The 16,801-nt window shown below is 68.0% G+C and carries 11 protein-coding genes, 2 tRNA genes and 2 rRNA genes (1 of these 15 only partly in view); 10 read left to right on the top strand and 5 right to left on the bottom strand.

The window, feature by feature from the left end:
• Nucleotides 1-6: 6 nt before the first annotated feature.
• Both MNOD_RS22725 and MNOD_RS22730 read right to left on the bottom strand, forming a co-directional pair.
• Nucleotides 7-2,217 (bottom strand): xanthine dehydrogenase family protein molybdopterin-binding subunit, encoded by a 2,211-nt coding sequence (locus MNOD_RS22725; protein ID WP_015931310.1) that lies wholly within the window; start codon nucleotides 2,215-2,217, stop codon nucleotides 7-9.
• A gap of 15 nt (nucleotides 2,218-2,232) precedes the next feature.
• Nucleotides 2,233-2,688, bottom strand: coding sequence for a (2Fe-2S)-binding protein (locus MNOD_RS22730; protein ID WP_015931311.1), 456 nt, complete (start codon nucleotides 2,686-2,688; stop codon nucleotides 2,233-2,235).
• A 244-nt stretch (nucleotides 2,689-2,932) separates the two neighbouring features.
• Between MNOD_RS22730 and MNOD_RS22735 the strand changes: the two genes are divergently transcribed.
• The gene (locus MNOD_RS22735) at nucleotides 2,933-4,474 is read left to right on the top strand and encodes a sensor histidine kinase (RefSeq protein ID WP_015931312.1); all 1,542 of its coding nucleotides are present in this window, start codon (nucleotides 2,933-2,935) and stop codon (nucleotides 4,472-4,474) included.
• 166 nt (nucleotides 4,475-4,640) lie between these two features.
• Nucleotides 4,641-5,306 carry a glutathione S-transferase family protein gene (locus MNOD_RS22740; RefSeq protein WP_015931313.1) on the top strand — a complete coding sequence of 222 codons (666 nt, stop codon included), beginning with the start codon at nucleotides 4,641-4,643 and terminating at the stop codon, nucleotides 5,304-5,306.
• A gap of 36 nt (nucleotides 5,307-5,342) precedes the next feature.
• On the opposite strand, the gene MNOD_RS22745 is transcribed toward MNOD_RS22740, so the two are convergent.
• Both MNOD_RS22745 and frc read right to left on the bottom strand, forming a co-directional pair.
• Complete coding sequence (locus MNOD_RS22745; RefSeq protein WP_015931314.1) at nucleotides 5,343-6,275, bottom strand: methionyl-tRNA formyltransferase; 933 nt, start codon at nucleotides 6,273-6,275, stop codon at nucleotides 5,343-5,345.
• Between the two features lie 149 nt (nucleotides 6,276-6,424).
• The gene (gene frc, locus MNOD_RS22750; protein WP_015931315.1) at nucleotides 6,425-7,702 is read right to left on the bottom strand and encodes a formyl-CoA transferase; all 1,278 of its coding nucleotides are present in this window, start codon (nucleotides 7,700-7,702) and stop codon (nucleotides 6,425-6,427) included.
• 467 nt (nucleotides 7,703-8,169) lie between these two features.
• Between frc and MNOD_RS22755 the strand changes: the two genes are divergently transcribed.
• The 4 genes from MNOD_RS22755 (at nucleotide 8,170) to MNOD_RS22770 (ending at nucleotide 12,247) form a co-directional block, all read left to right on the top strand.
• Complete coding sequence (locus MNOD_RS22755) at nucleotides 8,170-9,996, top strand: DEAD/DEAH box helicase family protein (protein WP_015931316.1); 1,827 nt, start codon at nucleotides 8,170-8,172, stop codon at nucleotides 9,994-9,996.
• Nucleotides 9,997-10,102: 106 nt separating this feature from the next.
• Entirely contained in the window at nucleotides 10,103-10,444 is a 342-nt protein-coding gene (locus MNOD_RS22760) for a hypothetical protein (protein ID WP_015931317.1), read from the top strand.
• A gap of 383 nt (nucleotides 10,445-10,827) precedes the next feature.
• A complete protein-coding gene (locus tag MNOD_RS22765) occupies nucleotides 10,828-11,898 on the top strand; it encodes a patatin-like phospholipase family protein (protein WP_015931318.1) in 1,071 nt (356 codons plus the stop codon).
• A 139-nt stretch (nucleotides 11,899-12,037) separates the two neighbouring features.
• The gene (locus tag MNOD_RS22770) at nucleotides 12,038-12,247 is read left to right on the top strand and encodes a hypothetical protein (RefSeq protein WP_015931319.1); all 210 of its coding nucleotides are present in this window, start codon (nucleotides 12,038-12,040) and stop codon (nucleotides 12,245-12,247) included.
• A gap of 172 nt (nucleotides 12,248-12,419) precedes the next feature.
• On the opposite strand, the gene MNOD_RS22775 is transcribed toward MNOD_RS22770, so the two are convergent.
• Nucleotides 12,420-13,229, bottom strand: coding sequence for an inositol monophosphatase family protein (locus MNOD_RS22775; RefSeq protein ID WP_015931320.1), 810 nt, complete (start codon nucleotides 13,227-13,229; stop codon nucleotides 12,420-12,422).
• Between the two features lie 570 nt (nucleotides 13,230-13,799).
• On the opposite strand from MNOD_RS22775, the gene MNOD_RS22780 reads away from it, so the two are divergent.
• The 4 genes from MNOD_RS22780 to MNOD_RS22795 all read left to right on the top strand — a co-directional run.
• Nucleotides 13,800-15,283, top strand: a 16S ribosomal RNA gene (locus tag MNOD_RS22780).
• Between the two features lie 144 nt (nucleotides 15,284-15,427).
• A tRNA-Ile gene (locus MNOD_RS22785) sits at nucleotides 15,428-15,504 on the top strand.
• 26 nt (nucleotides 15,505-15,530) lie between these two features.
• Nucleotides 15,531-15,606, top strand: a tRNA-Ala gene (locus MNOD_RS22790).
• Between the two features lie 256 nt (nucleotides 15,607-15,862).
• A 23S ribosomal RNA gene (locus tag MNOD_RS22795) occupies nucleotides 15,863-16,801 on the top strand; it runs 1,871 nt beyond the window's last position.
• Together the 16S and 23S rRNA genes with 2 tRNA genes alongside form the textbook arrangement of a ribosomal RNA operon.

Genomic DNA, 16,801 nt, shown 5'->3' on the forward strand with positions numbered 1-16,801 from the left:
GCGCTGTCACACCCCGCGCAGGGCCGCGAGGTCGAGGGGCAGCGAGCGCAGACGGTGGCCCGTCGCCGCGAAGATCGCGTTCGAGATCGCGGGTGCGAGGGTGGGCACGCCCGGCTCGCCGATGCCGGTCGGCGCCTCGGTCGAGGGCACGATATGCACCTCGACCTTCGGCATCTCGCTCATGCGGGTCGGCTCGTAGGCGTCGAAGTTCTTCTCCTGCACCTCGCCGTCCTTGAAGGTGATGCGATTGCGCAGCACCGCCGAGAGCGCGAAGCCGACCGCGCCCTCGACCTGGGCGCGGATCACGTCCGGGTTGACCGGCACGCCCACATCCACCGCCGCGACGATGCGGTTCACCTTCACCCGGCCGGCATCGACCGTGACCTCGGCCACCATCGCCACGTAGGAGCCGAAGGATTGGTGGGCCGCGACGCCGAGGCCCTGGCCGGGCTTGGCCTGCCGGGCGCTCCAGCCGGCCTTCTCGGCGGCGAGACGCAGCGCACCCGAGAGGCGCGGCGCCTTCTGCAGCAGGCCGAGACGGTAGGCCACCGGATCCTGCCCCGCCGCATGGGCGAGTTCGTCGATGAACACCTCCATGGCCTGCGCGGTGTGCGAATGGCCGACCGAGCGCCACCACAGCACCGGCACCGCGTCGCGCACATTGTGCACGTCGAAGCGATAGGCGGGCAGCGCGTAGGGCGTGTCCGCCGCGCCCTCGACGGAGGTCGCGTCGACCCCGTCCTTCACCATCATCGCCTCCATGGGCGTGCCGATCAGGATCGACTTGCCGACGATGGTGTGCTCCCAGCCCGCGATGCCGCCCCTGGCGTCGAGGCCGGCGCGGATGCGGTGATAGGCGGCCGGCCGGTAATAGCCGCCAGTGATGTCGTCCTCGCGCGTCCAGACGAGGTGGATCGGCCGGGTCTCGCCCGTCGCCTTCAGCACGGCGGCGGCTTCCGCGATGTAGTCCGCCGAGGCGGTCGCCCGCCGGCCGAAGGAGCCGCCGGCCCAGACCGTGTTGATGCGGACCTTGTCCGGCGTGGTGCCGAGGATCTGCGCGGCCACCACCTGCTCGATGGTCTGGAACTGCGAGCCCGCATGGATCTCGTAGCCTCCATCCGCGGCCTTCTCGATGGTGGCGTTGAGCGGCTCCATCGGCGCATGAGCGAGGAACGGGAAGCTGAACTCCGCCTCCAGCACCTTCGCGGCGCCCTTGATGCCGGCCGCCGCGTCGCCCTGCCGGGCCGCGACGGTGCCGGGCTTGGCCGCCAGGGCCTTGTAGGCGGCGGCTTGCGCCTCCGAGGAGCGGGTCTCCGCCGCGCTGTCGTCCCAGGTCAGCGTCAGGGCCTCGCGGCCCTTCATGGCCGACCAGGTGTCGCGGGCCACCACGGCGACGCCGCTCGGGATCTTCACGACGTCGACCACGCCCGCCACCTTGCGGGCCGCCGAATCGTCCAGGCTCCGGAGCGTCGCGCCGAAGCGCGGCGCGCGCGCCACCACGGCCGTGAGCTGGTTCGGCCGACGGATGTCGAGGGCGTAGACCGCGCTGCCGTTGGTCTTGATGCCCGAATCGAGCCGCGGGAGTTTGCTCCCGATCAGCACCCACTCCTTCGGCTCCTTCAGGCGCGGATTCTCCGGCACGGGCTGCGCGGCGGCCGCGGCCGCCAAGGCGCCGAAGCGCGCCTCCCTGCCGGTGGCGGCATGGCGCAGGATGCCCTTCCGGACCGTGATCTCGCCGGCCGGCGCCTTCCATTCGGCCGCGGCGGCCGAGACCAGCATGGCGCGGGCGGCGGCACCGGCCTTGCGGAGCTGGATCCAGGAATTGGCCACCGCCGTCGAGCCGCCGGTGCCCTGGATCGGCCCGAAGGCGAGGTTGTTGTAGAGCGCGGCGTCGGCGGGCGCGAAGGCGGTGCGCACCTGCGCCCAGTCCGCGTCGAGCTCGTCCGCCAGGATGGTGGCAAGCCCGGTGGTGTTGCCCTGGCCCATGTCGAGATGCTTGATCACCACCGTGACGCTGTCGTCGGCGGCGATGCGCACGAAGGCGTTGGGCTTCGTCGCAACCTTCGAGAAATCGGGGCCTTCGGCGGCGCGGGCGCGGGTTCCGGCCATGTCGAAGTGGAACCCGATCACGAGGGCGCCGCCCATGGCGGCACTCCCGGTGAGGAACGCACGGCGGGAGGGGGCGAGGGTGCGCTTGGCGCGCAGAGCATGGAACATGAACGGCCTCCCGTGTCAGGCGAGGGAGCGGGCGGCGTCGTGGATCGCCGCACGGATGCGCTGGTAGGTGCCGCAGCGGCAGATATTGCCGTCCATGGCGCTGTCGATATCCGCGTCGCTCGGCGTCTTGTTCTCGCTGAGCAGCCCGATCGCCGACATGATCTGTCCCGACTGGCAGTAGCCGCACTGCACCACGTCGAGGTTGCGCCACGCCGCCTGCACCGCCTCGGCGACCCGGCCGGAGACGCCTTCGATCGTGGTGATCCGGGCCTCCGCCACGTCGCCGATGCGCGTCTGGCAGGAGCGGGTCGGCTGGCCGTCGATATGGACCGTGCAGGCACCGCATTGCGCGATGCCGCAGCCGTATTTCGTGCCGGTGAGGTTCAGGTGGTCGCGGATGGCCCAGAGGAGCGGCATTTCGGGATCGGCATCGACCTCGAAGGTCCTGCCGTTGACGGTCAGCTTCGGCATCGCGAGCTCCGACATCTGTTGTCTGGAAGTGGTCCAGCCTTGCTGGTGTGCGGCGACACCTGCCATGCAGGCAAGCGTGAGGGTTGTGCGCTGCCGCACATCCGTGCCATCGGGCCGTGCGGACCGCCGAACCGGGCCGATGGACACGCCTTTGTCAGGTCACGGAAGGGCAACCTTAACAATTTTCCGCAAGCCTCCTGCCGAGAGTCCCGTCTGGCAGGCAGGAGCGGCGCGTCCCCACCCCATGTCCGAAGTCACGGCGCAGATGGTGCGGCGCGGGCGGGGCCCGACCGCGGAGGAGGCGGCCCGGCGGCGCAAGCTCGCCCGCGACGTGCGCTCGGCCCGCGAGCGGCTGACCTCGTCGATCGGTCTGGAGCGGGCCTTCGACTACGAGCTGCTGCGGGTCTTCGCCCAGTACCGGATCGGCGCCTTCCTGCCTCTGATGCTGCTCGCGATCAGCGTCGCGGCGGCTTCGGCCTTCTGGCTCCCGGTGACCTGGAGCGCCCTGTGGCTCAGCGGCGTGCTGGTCTGCATTGGCGCCGTCGCGGCCCTCGCCCGCCGCTTCCTGCGCCAGGAGCCGGATTCCATCTCCTTAAGGCCGGCGCGGCGGCGCGCCGTGATCGGCGAGGTTCTGCAGAGCACGGCGTGGTCGCTCCTCGTGCTGCTGGCCTTCTCGGTCGAGGGCTCGAATGCGCGAACCTTCGTGCTGTTCGTGCTGGTGATCGTGGCAGCGGTGACGACGATGCTCGCCGCGACGGTTCCGCTCGCGGCGGCCGCGGGCCTGCTGCCGCTGAGCCTCGCGACCCTGTCGCTCGCGTGGATGACGCGCGGCCTCGAATCGGTGCTGCTCATCGGTATGGCGGTCGGCGCGCAGCTCTTCTTCCTCGTCCTGTCGAACCACCTCTACGGCTCGACCGTCGCCGCACTCCGGTCCCGCGCCGAGAAGGACGCGATCTTCGGCGAGCTCGAACAGGCCAAGGCCAACTCGGACGAGGCGCGGCGCCGCGCCGAGGAGGCGAACCTCGCCAAGTCGCGCTTCCTCGCCACCATGAGCCACGAGCTGCGCACGCCGCTCAACGCCATCCTGGGCTTCTCGGAGGTGATGAAGAACGAGGTCTTCGGGCCGCACGCGTCGCCGTCCTACCAGGAATACTCCACCGACATCCACGACAGCGGGATGCACCTGCTCAACCTCATCAACGAGATTCTCGACCTCTCGCGCATCGAGGCAGGCCGCTACGAGCTGAACGAGGAGGCGGTGCAGCTCGCCTACGTGGTGGAGGAGTGCCGGCACATGATGGCGCTGCGCGCGCGGGCCAAGAACCAGGTCTTCAGGGAGCTGGTCGATCCGTCCCTGCCGCGGCTCTGGGCGGACGAGCGGGCCGTGCGGCAGGTGGTCCTCAACATCCTGTCGAACGCGATCAAGTTCACGCCCCCGGGCGGCGAGATCACCATCAAGGTCGGCTGGACCTCCTCGGGCGGCCAGTATGTCAGCATCAAGGACACGGGTCCGGGCATCCCGGAGGACGAAATCCCGACCGTGATGTCCTCCTTCGGCCGCGGCTCGCTGGCGATCAAGACCGCCGAGCAGGGCTCCGGCCTCGGTCTTCCGATCGTGAAGGGCCTGGTCGATCTGCATGGCGGCGGCTTCCGGCTGAAGTCGAAGCCGCGGGAAGGCACCGAGGTCATCGTCACCTTCCCGGCCGCGCGCGTGATGGACGCGCTGCCCGCCGTGAAGGTGAACGGCGACGACAAGCCCCCGGCCCGGCCTGCCCGCGCCGCCTGACGAAGCCGCCCCGGCCTTGAACCGCGCCATCGGCTGGGCCAGTGTGGTCCAAGCAGGGATCGGAGCCTGCGGTTTTCCGGCAAAAACCTGCGATAGACCAAGGACCTAAGCAGGCGAAGTGGTAGCACGCCAACGCAAAGCCTGCTTAGCGGGAGGGGACCGGACCGTGCTGACGCTCTATCATTGCGTGGGGGCGCGCTCGTTCCGGCCGCTCTGGATGCTGGAGGAGATCGGGCTCGCCTACGATCTGGTGATGCTGCCGTTTCCGCCGCGGGCGCATCGCAAGGACTATTTCGCGATCAACCCGCTCGGCACGATTCCGGCCTTCCGCGACGGCGACACGCTCATGACGGAATCCGCCGCGATCTGCGAGTATCTCGCAGCCCGCTACAGCCCCGGCGTGCTCGGCGTGCGTCCCGAGGAGCCGGATTTCGGCGCCTACCTCAACGCCCTGCATTTCGGGGAGGCGACCCTCACGGTGCCGCAGACGCTCGTACTGCGCTACGGCCGCTTCGAGGCGGAGGAGCGGCGCCTGCCGCAGGTGGTGGAGGATTACGCCCGCTGGTTCGCCTCGCGGCTGAAAGCCTTCGGCGCGATGCTGGGCGACCGGCCCTTTGCCGCCGCCGGACGCTTCACCGCCGCCGATATCAGCGTCGGCTATGCGCTCATGCTGGCCGATTATGCCGGCCTCTCGGACCGGCTGCCGGATTTCGCCAGGGCCTATTGGGCGGGGCTGACGCAGCGCCCGGCCTATCGCCGGGCTCTTGAAGCGGAGCGCGAGGCGGCCCACGCGCAGGGCGTCTCGCCGGTTCCGGCGCCGCACGGGGGCTGAGCGAGCCCGGTCCGCGGGGGAGGGGAACCCGGCCCCTCACGACCCGAGAATCTGGCCCACCCGGATCCCGCCCTGTCGGGCGAAGTCTGCGGCCGACATCTTGGCGCCGCCCTCCGGCTTCAGCTTGAACACCTCGATCTGCCCGCCCTGTGCGGTGATCCGGATCGCGCTCTCGCCGATCTCCGTCACCTCGCCGAGCGCGCCCTTTACGGACGAGATCGTCCGGGCCGGATGCTTGCGGGAATCGAACAGCTGAAGCTTGCGGCCCTCGATCGTCGTCCAGGCGCCCGGGGCCGGGTTGGCGGCGCGGATCAGGTTGTACAGGTGGTCGACATGCGCATCCCAATGCAGGCGCGCGGCCTTGGCCGAGAACCAGCCCTCGTAGCTCGCTTGAGTTTCGTCCTGCACCACCTCCTGGTGGCGCCCGACGACGACGAGGTCGGCCGCTTCCAGCATCGCCGCGACGCCCATCGGGAAGAGACGGCCGAAATAGACGTCGCCGAGGGTGTCGTCCGGGCCGATCTCGCAGGTCTTCTGGAGGATTACCGGCCCCTCGTCGAGGCCGTCGGTCGGTCGGAAGATGGTGAGGCCCGTCCGGGTGTCGCCCTTGGCGATCGGCCAGTTGATCGAGGAGGGGCCGCGATAGCGCGGCAGCAGGGAGGGGTGGTACTGGATGGTGCCGTGGCGCGGGATGCCGACGAAGCTCTGCGGCGCGAACTGCAGCACATAGGCCATCACGCCGAGATCGGCCTCCAGCGCGCGCATCGTGTCGGCCGCCTCGGGGCTCTTCAGGCTCGGGAACTGGAAGACCGGCAGGCCGCGTTCGCCGGCGGCGCGCTTCAGCGCGTCGGGCTTGGCGCCCTCCTTGTCCGGGGCGCAGAACACGCCGGCGACCGTATCGCCCCGTTCGAGGAACGCCTCGAGCACGGCCTTGCCGAAATCCTGCTGACCGATAAGTGCGATGCGCATGGCTGCCTCCGCAAGGGGAGCCCGGGCGGGCGCGCAGGCCTCCCCGTTCGGCCGCCGCCTGACGGGGAGGGCGGCCGTCGGGTGTCAGGGCAGGCGGCGTCCGGGGCGCCCGGACGCCGCCACGGGGTGGGTGGCCGCTCGGGCGATGGCTATTCGGCGGCGATCTTCGGGACGTCGCCGATGGCACCGGACGTAGCGACGTCGAGGATCCTGTCCTCGGCGTAGCCGAGCACCTCGCGCAGCACCTCGTCGGTGTGCTCGCCGAGCAGCGGCGAACGCTTCACCTCGGTCGGGCTGTCGGAGAGCTTGATCGGGTTGCCGACCGTCAGGTAGGGGCCGCGCACCGGGTGCTCGACCTCCACCACCGTGCCGGTCGCCCGCAGCGAGGGCTCCTCGGCCAGTTCCTTCATGGACAGGATCGGCCCGCACGGGATGTCGTACCGGTTCAGGATCTCCATCGCCTCGAACTTCGTCTTCGTCATCGTCCAGTGTTCGATGCGGTCGAAGATCTGGTTGAGGCGGGGCAGGCGGGCGGCCGGCTTGGCATAGTCCGGGTGCGTCTTCCAGTCCGGCTCGCCGATCACGTCGCAGATCTTCTCCCAGACCGGGGCCTGCGTGATGAAGTACAGGTAGGCGTTGGGGTCGGTCTCCCAGCCCTTGCACTTCAGGATCCGGCCGGGCTGGCCGCCGCCGGAATCGTTGCCGGCCCGCGGCACGGCATCGCCGAACGGAATGCCCTCGCCGTACTGGCTGTACTCCTTGAGCGGCCCATGGGCGAGGCGCTGCTGGTCGCGCAGCTTCACGCGGCAGAGATTGAGCACGCCGTCCTGCATGGCGCAGTCGACCCGCTGGCCGCGGCCGGTCCGGGTGCGCTGGTAGAGGGCCGTGACGATGCCGAGGGCGAGGTGCAGGCCGGTGCCCGAGTCGCCGATCTGCGCGCCGGTCACCAGCGGAAGCCCATCCCGGAAGCCGGTGGTGGAGGCCGCGCCGCCCGCGCATTGCGCCACGTTCTCGTAGACCTTGCACTCCTCGTAGGGCCCCGGGCCGAAGCCCTTCACCGAGGCGACGATCATGCGCGGGTTGAGCGTCTGGATGCGCTCCCAGGTCAGGCCCATGCGGGCGAGCGCGCCGGGCGCGAAGTTCTCGACCAGCACGTCGCAGGCGCGGACGAGATCCTCCAGGACCTCCATGCCCGTCCGGTTCTTGGTATCGAGCGTGATCGAACGCTTGTTCGAGTTCAGCATCGTGAAGTAGAGGCTGTCGGCATCCGGCACGTCCTGCAATTGCGTGCGGGTGATGTCGCCGACGCCCGGGCGTTCGATCTTGATGACGTCGGCCCCGAACCACGCGAGGAGCTGGGTGCAGGTCGGCCCGGACTGGACATGCGTGAAGTCCAGGATTCTCACACCTTCAAGTGCCTTGGTCATGGGATCATCTTCGCTCTGATTGGTTGCACGGGGCCGGCTGCGGGGAGGCGAGCCGGATGAGACGGTCCGGCTCACGGGTGAGGGGAGCCGGACTCCACCTCTGTCTCGCGGGGGATCTCGCGGAGCGGCCCGGACGCGCGAGCCCGGCAGCATTCCTGGGCGCCGTCATGCACCCATCCGGGCATTGCCCGGTCCAGGGTCAGCCTGGGCCTTGTCTCCATCGGGCGCTTCCTCGGGTCTCGGCCGGTTCGCCGGGCTCACCGCACCGCCGCGTCCGGAGGGTCCGCTCGCGCCGACCGCGCTCCCGCGCGGGCCGGCTCTCAAGGCGCGTTCCTCACCTGACCGTCGGCGGCGCCGTGGCTCCGGCGTCCGCTCTTTCCGTCGCCCCAACCAAGGGGCGACGACCTGGAAGTTGGCATACCAGATACCATGTGTCAAATAGGGAGCTGAGACAGGGAGATCCGCCCATGCTCCGCGCTTCCGCCGAAGAGGTCGCCGCCGCGCCGGCCTATGGTCCCTGGAACCCGGGCATCGAGTCGACGCTGCCGCGGGCCTTCCTGCCGCTCGCGACGGTGTTCCGGCCCGAGAACGTCGTCACCCGGCTCGCCGATGCGGAGGATCTCGCCGGCGTCTGCGGTCTCGCGGCCCAGGATCTCGTCGCCTTCCGCCCCGAGCGGCTCGCCGTCCACGAGGTGCTGGTCCGCGTCACCGCCGATCTCTCGGTTCCCACGGGCCAGGAATATGCGGATCTCGGGGTCAACTTCCGGCGGATGACGGAGCGCATCCTGTCGACGGCGATCCGGCCGCGGCTTCCCGAGATCGCCGCGACCCTCGAGACGCTCACGGCCCGGGCCGGCCGCATGATGGCCGAGGAGCTGGAGGCGGTCTTCACGCCTCCGCCCCCCGTTGCCGCCGCCACGGGCTGGCGGGCGCGGCTGGGCATCGGGCGCCGATTGCCGGCCCCGGCGCAGGAGCCGATCGAGGAGCGCGCCCTGCGCCTGCTCGCGGAGGCCCGCGGCCGGGCCGCACAGGCCGAGGACGCGCTCGCGGTCGCCGCCTGCGAGGCGCTGCACCGCGTCGTCGCGTCGATCATCCGCCACCGCGGCCGGCTCATCCGCGACCAAGCGCTGATCCTGCAGATCGCCGGCCCCCTTGTGTCGAACGGATATGGGAGCCAGCAGATCGGGCGGCTCATCGACCCGTGGTTCCGCGAGGCGGCGATGCGGGAGGGCTACCTTCTCCTCTCGCCGCAGGCCAAGCCAATCGTCATGAACGTCAAGGGCGCCTCCGCCTCCGGCAAGAGCACGATGCGGCCCCTCCAGCGGGCGCTCGCCGGGCGCATCGGCGCGGCGTGGTCGGATTTTGCACTGATCAGCCCCGACATCTGGCGCAAGTTCCTCCTCGACTACGCCTCCCTGGGACCGGCCCGGAGCTACGCCGGCACGCTCACCGGCCACGAGGTCGAGATCATCAACATGAAGCTCGACCGCTACATGGCCGCCAAGGCGCGCGAGGGGCGGATGTCGCATCTGCTCATCGACCGCTTCCGGTTCGACAGCTTCGCGGCGGATTCGAGCGCCGAGGACGGAAGCCAACTCCTCACGCGCTTCGGCGACCGGATCTACATGCTGTTCATGATCACGCCGCCGGATGCGACGGTGGAGCGGGCGTGGCTGCGCGGCGAACGCTTCGGCCGCTACAAGGCCGTCGACGACCTGCTCGCCCACAACGTCGAGGCCTTCACCGGCATGCCGCGCCTGTTCTTCACCTGGGCGCTGAAGCCCGACCGGCGCGTGCATACCGAGTTTCTCGACAACAGCGTCCCGGCGGGCGAGCGGCCGCGCACGGTGGCGTTCGGCTGGAACGGGGAGATCACCGTCTTCGACCTCGCGCGGCTTCTCGATGTCGATCGCTTCCGGAAGATCAACGTCGATGCCGGCTGTCGGCACGACGTCTATCCGGCTCCCGACGAGATGGCGCCGGCCCGCAACACCGCCTTCCTGCGGGCCTGTGCGCGGCAGATGCGTGTGATCCGGTTCGCCGATCCCGCCACGGGGCGGGTCTATGCCCGGCTCGAGCGGGGAGTCCTGCGCGCGGCGGACCGGCCGCTGTTCCTGCGCGTCCTGCAGGATCCCGAATGCCGGGCGGCTTTCGCTGCGATCGCGGAGGGGCCCCCGGAAGCCTGCCCGGACGGCGCAGCCGCCGAGATCCTCTGCCGTGCCGAGACCCACACGCTGGGCGCCTGGGGGCCGGAGCCTGGCGAGATCAGGAGCGTCGGGTTCGCGGACGAGTGAGGGCTCGATCCGGCTTTGCCGGAACACCGCCAGCGGCCGGGGCGTTGACTCGGACGCCATCGCCGAGGCTCAGCAGGACCCTCGGCCGACAGATCGGAGGATGGACATGGCTGGAAGTCAGGCCGGCGGCCCCGCGATGGGCGCCACGCGCTCATCGCCGCGCAGCGGCTCTCAGGGCAGCGACTCCCTGTACGATCAGGCGACGAGCGCGGCCCGCAATCTCGCCGATCAGGCGTCCGACCGCTGGGACGATGTCGCCGAGCAGGGCGCACGCTACGTCCGGCGCGGCCGGGAAGCGGTCGGAGAGGTCGATGCAACCATGCTCGCCGGCTGGTTCGTGGCGGGCGCCATCGGCTTCGGCCTCGCATGGCTGATGTTCGGCCAGCGGTCGATCACCGGCGATTACGTGGCCAGGCGCATGAGCGCGAGCAGCGAGCCCTATCGGTGAGACCTTAGGTGAACTGCTGGGATCCCGGGCCTGCGCCCGGGACCTCCTCCCGCGCTTGCGGGGCGGCTTCCCTTCCCTGAAACATATTATTTTTCAAAGTTTTATCTTATTTTCCTTGCGTACAGCACAAGCCTGAGGGCATCGCCCGCTCCTTAGAAGCTTATCCAGTTATACCAATAACTTGAGCGTTTATCTTAAGTGAACGGTTGAACCTGTTAAACCGATATCTGAAGGGCGGTCCACCTGCGCCTCTGAGATCAGATTTCCATCGAAGGCGCTATGGCTGCCGTCCCGGGAGGCCGGACGCGCGGAACGGAACCATCCTGCCTCCGCGCCATTGGCCGCGCTGCAACCCCGTCGTGTCGATCCCGGATGAGGGCGCGTTGACCGAGGCAATCACTCACTTTCCGCCGGACATCGCGCTGGTGCTCGGCGGTGGCAATGCGCTCGGCGCCTATCTGGCGGGCGCCTGCGACCATCTCCTCGCCCAGGGCGTCGAGCCGCGCCGGATCGTCGGCGCATCGATCGGCGCCGTGACGGGCGCGCTGCTCGCCGGGAATCCGCCGGAGCGGCGGGTGCCGCGGCTTCGGGAATTCTGGGCGGAGGCGGCGATCCACACCGGCCGCGCCCCGAGCGAGGTCCTCAGGCTGCGCCAAGTCTACAACGGCATGCATTCGGCGCTCGCTGCCCTGATCGGCCGGCCCTCGATCTTCCGGCACCGGTTCCCCGGCCTCTGGTCGGCGCTGCCCTGGATGCCCAACGACACCGCGCTCTACGATCTCGCGCCCCTGCGCAAGACCCTTGAACGCCTGGTGGATTTCGATCGCCTCAATCGCGGCGGCATCCGCCTGTCGATCTGCGCCGTCGACCTGGAGAGCGGAGAGGAGGTGGTGTTCGACACCGCAAGGGATGTGATCGGCCCCGCGCATATCCTGGCGAGCACAGCGATTCTGCCGGCCTTCCCGCCGGTCGAGATCGAGGGGCGCCTCCTCTGCGATCCCGGCTACACGAACAACGTGCCGATCGATCTCGTGCTGGCCGAGCCGCCCGAGCGCGATCTCCTGTGTATCGCGGTCGAACTGTTCAGCCTGAAGGCGCCGCGTCCGCGCTCCCTCGATGCCGTGCTGGAGCGGGCCCACGATCTCGTCTTCGCGAGCGCAACCCGGCGCACGATCACCGGCCTGCAGCGGGAATACGGGCTGCGGGAGCGGCTGACGCCTGGGGCACCCCGCGCGACGTTGCTGCATCTCGCCTACCGGGCCGGCCTCGACGAGGTATCGGCCAAGACCCTGGACTTCTCGCCGTCCTCAATCCGCGACAGGTGGGAGGCGGGCGCCCGCGACATGAGCCGGGGGCTGGCCCGATTGCGGGACGCGGCCCCCGGGAGTGATCTCCTGGCCTACCTTCCGGTCGACGGGCCGCTCCAGGCCCGGGATCCTGCAAGGCCGGCCTGAGAACGGGGACGGCGGGCAGGTCTCTGCTCGGCGGACCGCGGCCCGGGCCGGTCGCGCTCGACAAGCTGCTCCGACTGGCCGGGGAACCCTGCGCCGGGCGATCCGCGTTGATGGTGCGCCCAACTGCCGAGGCTCGACCATGGATGCGGCAACCCACTACCTGCCGGACGTCAAGACGCCCGCTCTATTCCGCGGCCTGCTTCTGACGCTCGCCGGAATCGCGGTCGGCGGGCCGGGCTATTACTGGTCCTATATCCACCAATCCGCCATCGGCACCCTGATCGGCGTGGTCGGCATCTCGCTCTGCATCCTCGGCACGGCCAAGTCCGAGGGACCCGTTCACCGGTAGCGGAGAGCGGTCGGGCCGATCACGCCACCGCGGCCGCGGACAGGGGAGTGCGGCACGCCGACTGGCCCAGGTGGGACACTTTAACTTTGCGCCTACAATCCCGATTCGCATAAGGAAGATTATGGAACTGGGCGCCGACCGCTCCCGGTTCCCGTGCGGGTTGTCGCGCAGCTCAGCGAGGCGCGTCGCCGAGCCCGGCGCTCAGGCGGCGCAGATCCTCGACGACGGCGCGGGTTCCGGCGCGCAGCGCCCCGCGCGTGAGCATGTCGTCGGAGCCGTCGAACTCGGCGACGCCGCCCGCTTCCTCCACCAGGAGAAGGCCCGCGTAGCAATCCCAGGCACTGAGGCCGGGATCGTAATAGCCCGCGAGGCGGCCCGCGGCGACGTAGGCCAGCATCAAGGCTCCCGACCCGTTGCGGAACAGGATGCCGCTCTCGCGATAGAGCCGCTCGACGAAGGCCGCGGCGTCGACCGCGGCTGTGCGCGAGGTCGCGCCGTAGCCGATATTGGCCGAGGTGAGCGACGTCGCCGGGTCGATCTGCAGGCGGCGGCCGTTCAGGGTGGCACCCGCGCCACGGGCCGCCAGGTAGGTCTCGCGCAGCACCGGCGCGGCGATCACCCCCGTCTCGATCCCCCGCGGTCCGCGCACCGCGATCGACACGCACCAGTTCGGCTGGCCGTTGAGGAACGGGCTCGTCCCGTCGATCGGATCCACGACCCAGGTGTAGTTCGAGCGGCCGGTCCGGAGGCCCTCTTCCTCGCCGAGCACGGCATCGTCCGGAAACGTGGTCGCGATTGCCGCCCGGATCAGGCTCTCCACCTCGCGGTCGGCCTGGGAGACCAGATCCTGGACGCTGCTCTTGCGCTCGATCACCAGCGCGTCGCGCCGCTCGAAAAAGGCGAGAGCCCGCTCGCCGGCCCGCTGTGCCACCTCGACGGCGAGCGTGAAACGGTCCGGGTCATGGGACAACTGCGACTGCATGAGCAAGGTCTCCTGTGCGCTCGAGGCTTTCGGGCCGTCCTTACACCAGCCAAGCCTGCCTTGCCGTGACGATCGTCGTGCCACGCTGCCCATCGTCGCAATGTCCCGAGCTCGGCGGGCCGGGAAATCTCGTCCCCTGCCCGCTTGTGGGCGACCGGACGGGCCGCCTGCGCCAGAAACCACTGTAAAATCCAGGGCTTGACGCGACATCACGCAACCGTCGCGACAGGGTGTTGACACGCCGGAGCCCCATGCATATATCCCTGTGCATCGGCGCCGGCCGCGAGAGATCAGCGGCCCGGCTGCTTCTGCTTCTTTCCGACAGCCTGTGAGGTCGGGTCCGGGTGGGTTGCCCGGGGCGGCCGGACTGTCGTTGAGGCGGGCTCTTTGACAAGTGCATCGGAGGAAGAGAAGCGTGGACGGCGTTGTCCTTGCGGGCTGGGGCTTGGGCCCTGGCCGGAGCAGGATGAGGCGCCGGTCCGACGTTTCTGGAAGCTCACCGATCCGGGGCAACCCGGGATCGAGTGTGCCCTGTCAATGTTGTGATCGAGCGTTTTGAGGTCAGCTCTTCAAGGTGAGAGTTTGATCCTGGCTCAGAGCGAACGCTGGCGGCAGGCTTAACACATGCAAGTCGAGCGGGCCCTGCGGGGTCAGCGGCAGACGGGTGAGTAACGCGTGGGAACGTGCCCTTCGGTTCGGAACAACCCTGGGAAACTAGGGCTAATACCGGATACGTCCGCAAGGAGAAAGGCTTGACTGCCGAAGGATCGGCCCGCGTCTGATTAGCTGGTTGGTGGGGTAACGGCTCACCAAGGCGACGATCAGTAGCTGGTCTGAGAGGATGATCAGCCACACTGGGACTGAGACACGGCCCAGACTCCTACGGGAGGCAGCAGTGGGGAATATTGGACAATGGGCGCAAGCCTGATCCAGCCATGCCGCGTGAGTGATGACGGCCTTAGGGTTGTAAAGCTCTTTTCTTCGGGACGATAATGACGGTACCGGAGGAATAAGCCCCGGCTAACTTCGTGCCAGCAGCCGCGGTAATACGAAGGGGGCTAGCGTTGCTCGGAATCACTGGGCGTAAAGGGCGCGTAGGCGGCTCGCCAAGTCGGGGGTGAAAGCCCGTGGCTCAACCACGGAATGGCCTTCGATACTGGCGGGCTTGAGACCGGAAGAGGACAGCGGAACTGCGAGTGTAGAGGTGAAATTCGTAGATATTCGCAAGAACACCAGTGGCGAAGGCGGCTGTCTGGTCCGGTTCTGACGCTGAGGCGCGAAAGCGTGGGGAGCAAACAGGATTAGATACCCTGGTAGTCCACGCTGTAAACGATGAATGCTAGCCGTTGGGGTGCATGCACCTCAGTGGCGCCGCTAACGCTTTAAGCATTCCGCCTGGGGAGTACGGTCGCAAGATTAAAACTCAAAGGAATTGACGGGGGCCCGCACAAGCGGTGGAGCATGTGGTTTAATTCGAAGCAACGCGCAGAACCTTACCATCCCTTGACATGGCAGGCTACGTGGAGAGATTCACGGTTCCCTTCGGGGACCTGCACACAGGTGCTGCATGGCTGTCGTCAGCTCGTGTCGTGAGATGTTGGGTTAAGTCCCGCAACGAGCGCAACCCTCGCCCTTAGTTGCCATCATTGAGTTGGGCACTCTAGGGGGACTGCCGGTGATAAGCCGCGAGGAAGGTGGGGATGACGTCAAGTCCTCATGGCCCTTACGGGATGGGCTACACACGTGCTACAATGGCGGTGACAATGGGAAGCGAAGGGGCGACCTGGAGCAAATCCCCAAAAGCCGTCTCAGTTCAGATTGCACTCTGCAACTCGAGTGCATGAAGGCGGAATCGCTAGTAATCGTGGATCAGCACGCCACGGTGAATACGTTCCCGGGCCTTGTACACACCGCCCGTCACACCATGGGAGTTGGTCTTACCCGACGGCGCTGCGCCAACCGCGAGGGGGCAGGCGACCACGGTAGGGTCAGCGACTGGGGTGAAGTCGTAACAAGGTAGCCGTAGGGGAACCTGCGGCTGGATCACCTCCTTTCTAAGGATGCTGGTGGACGTGGGTGCGCTCACTCTCCCGGCGTCGTTGGATCATACGAGGCCGGTCAGGCCTCGATTGGCGGGACGCGCCGTCCTCGTTTCTCTTTCTCCGCCTTTCCGGGGGATTGGCTGATGCCAATCCCTGGGGCCTGTAGCTCAGGTGGTTAGAGCGCACCCCTGATAAGGGTGAGGTCGGACGTTCGAGTCGTCCCAGGCCCACCAGATCGCCGGGGCTGCGATCGCCGCGCGGGGCTGTAGCTCAGTTGGGAGAGCGCGTGCTTTGCAAGCATGAGGTCGTCGGTTCGATCCCGTCCAGCTCCACCACTCTCCTCTCGGGGTGCGGTGTCGAGCGGCGGATCCGGGCGCCGGAAGGGCAACGGGTTTCGCGCCGCCGCGATGCGGCCGGCGCGGATGTTTGACATCGTGAAGAGGGAATGCGTCCAGGGGTCCGGCGAGAGCCGGGGCTCTGGAGGTGTTCGGCAAGCATACACGGCAGGGTGCCGAAAGGGCCCTGCCGCTGGTCTTGACGTGACCGTGGCCGGAAGCGAGCCTTGCTCGCCCGGACACCGATCATGAGAGCGATCAAGTGCCTTAAGAGCATTCGGTGGATGCCTTGGCGCTGAGAGGCGATGAAGGACGTGGTACGCTGCGATAAGCCTTGGGGAGCTGCGAACGAGCTGTGATCCAGGGATTTCCGAATGGGGAAACCCACCCTCAGCCCTTCGTTGTGTGGGGCCAGGCCGGCTGGCTTGGCTCCGCACGACGAAGCGGCGCGACGAGGGGATCAGGCCCTGAATCCATAGGGGTTTGAAGCGAACCCGGGGAACTGAAACATCTCAGTACCCGGAGGAAAGGACATCAACGAGACTCCGTCAGTAGTGGCGAGCGAACGCGGATCAGGCCAGTGCTTCTTCGAGCTTCACCGGAACCGCCTGGAACGGCGGGCCGCAGCGGGTGACAGCCCCGTACGGGTCAGGGCGAGAAGAAGCCATGAGTAAGGCGGGACACGAGCAATCCTGTCTGAAGACGGGGGGACCACCCTCCAAGCCTAAGTACTCCTCAGCGACCGATAGCGAACCAGTACCGTGAGGGAAAGGTGAAAAGCACCCCGACGAGGGGAGTGAAACAGTTCCTGAAACCGGATGCTTACAAACAGTGGGAGCCCAAGATGCGTTCTGGGTGACCGCGTACCTTTTGTATAATGGGTCAGCGACTTAAAGTAACGAGCAAGCTTAAGCCGGTAGGCGGAGGCGCAGCGAAAGCGAGTCTGAACAGGGCGGTTCAGTTCGTTGCTTTAGACCCGAAACCGAGTGATCTAGCCATGCGCAGGATGAAGGTGCGGTAACACGCACTGGAGGTCCGCACCAGTGCCCGTTGAAAAGGTCTTGGATGACGTGTGGCTAGGGGTGAAAGGCCAATCAAACTCGGACATAGCTGGTTCTCCGCGAAAGCTATTTAGGTAGCGCCTCGCGTTTATGCCTCACGGGGTAGAGCACTGGATGGGCTAGGGCCGCCCACA

Origin of the sequence: Methylobacterium nodulans ORS 2060, from assembly GCF_000022085.1 — a bacterium.
Classification (GTDB): domain Bacteria; phylum Pseudomonadota; class Alphaproteobacteria; order Rhizobiales; family Beijerinckiaceae; genus Methylobacterium; species Methylobacterium nodulans.

Bases quoted from the DNA above. Each gene is read 5' to 3' on its own strand.
- MNOD_RS22755 (WP_015931316.1), top strand. From the start codon at position 8,170: ATGCTCCGCGCTTCCGCCGAAGAGGTCGCCGCCGCGCCGGCCTATGGT.
- MNOD_RS22770 (WP_015931319.1), top strand. From the start codon at position 12,038: ATGGATGCGGCAACCCACTACCTGCCGGACGTCAAGACGCCCGCTCTA.
- MNOD_RS22725 (WP_015931310.1), bottom strand. From the start codon at position 2,217: ATGTTCCATGCTCTGCGCGCCAAGCGCACCCTCGCCCCCTCCCGCCGT.
- MNOD_RS22730 (WP_015931311.1), bottom strand. From the start codon at position 2,688: ATGCCGAAGCTGACCGTCAACGGCAGGACCTTCGAGGTCGATGCCGAT.
- MNOD_RS22760 (WP_015931317.1), top strand. From the start codon at position 10,103: ATGGCTGGAAGTCAGGCCGGCGGCCCCGCGATGGGCGCCACGCGCTCA.
- MNOD_RS22775 (WP_015931320.1), bottom strand. From the start codon at position 13,229: ATGCAGTCGCAGTTGTCCCATGACCCGGACCGTTTCACGCTCGCCGTC.
- frc (WP_015931315.1), bottom strand. From the start codon at position 7,702: ATGACCAAGGCACTTGAAGGTGTGAGAATCCTGGACTTCACGCATGTC.
- MNOD_RS22735 (WP_015931312.1), top strand. From the start codon at position 2,933: ATGTCCGAAGTCACGGCGCAGATGGTGCGGCGCGGGCGGGGCCCGACC.
- MNOD_RS22745 (WP_015931314.1), bottom strand. From the start codon at position 6,275: ATGCGCATCGCACTTATCGGTCAGCAGGATTTCGGCAAGGCCGTGCTC.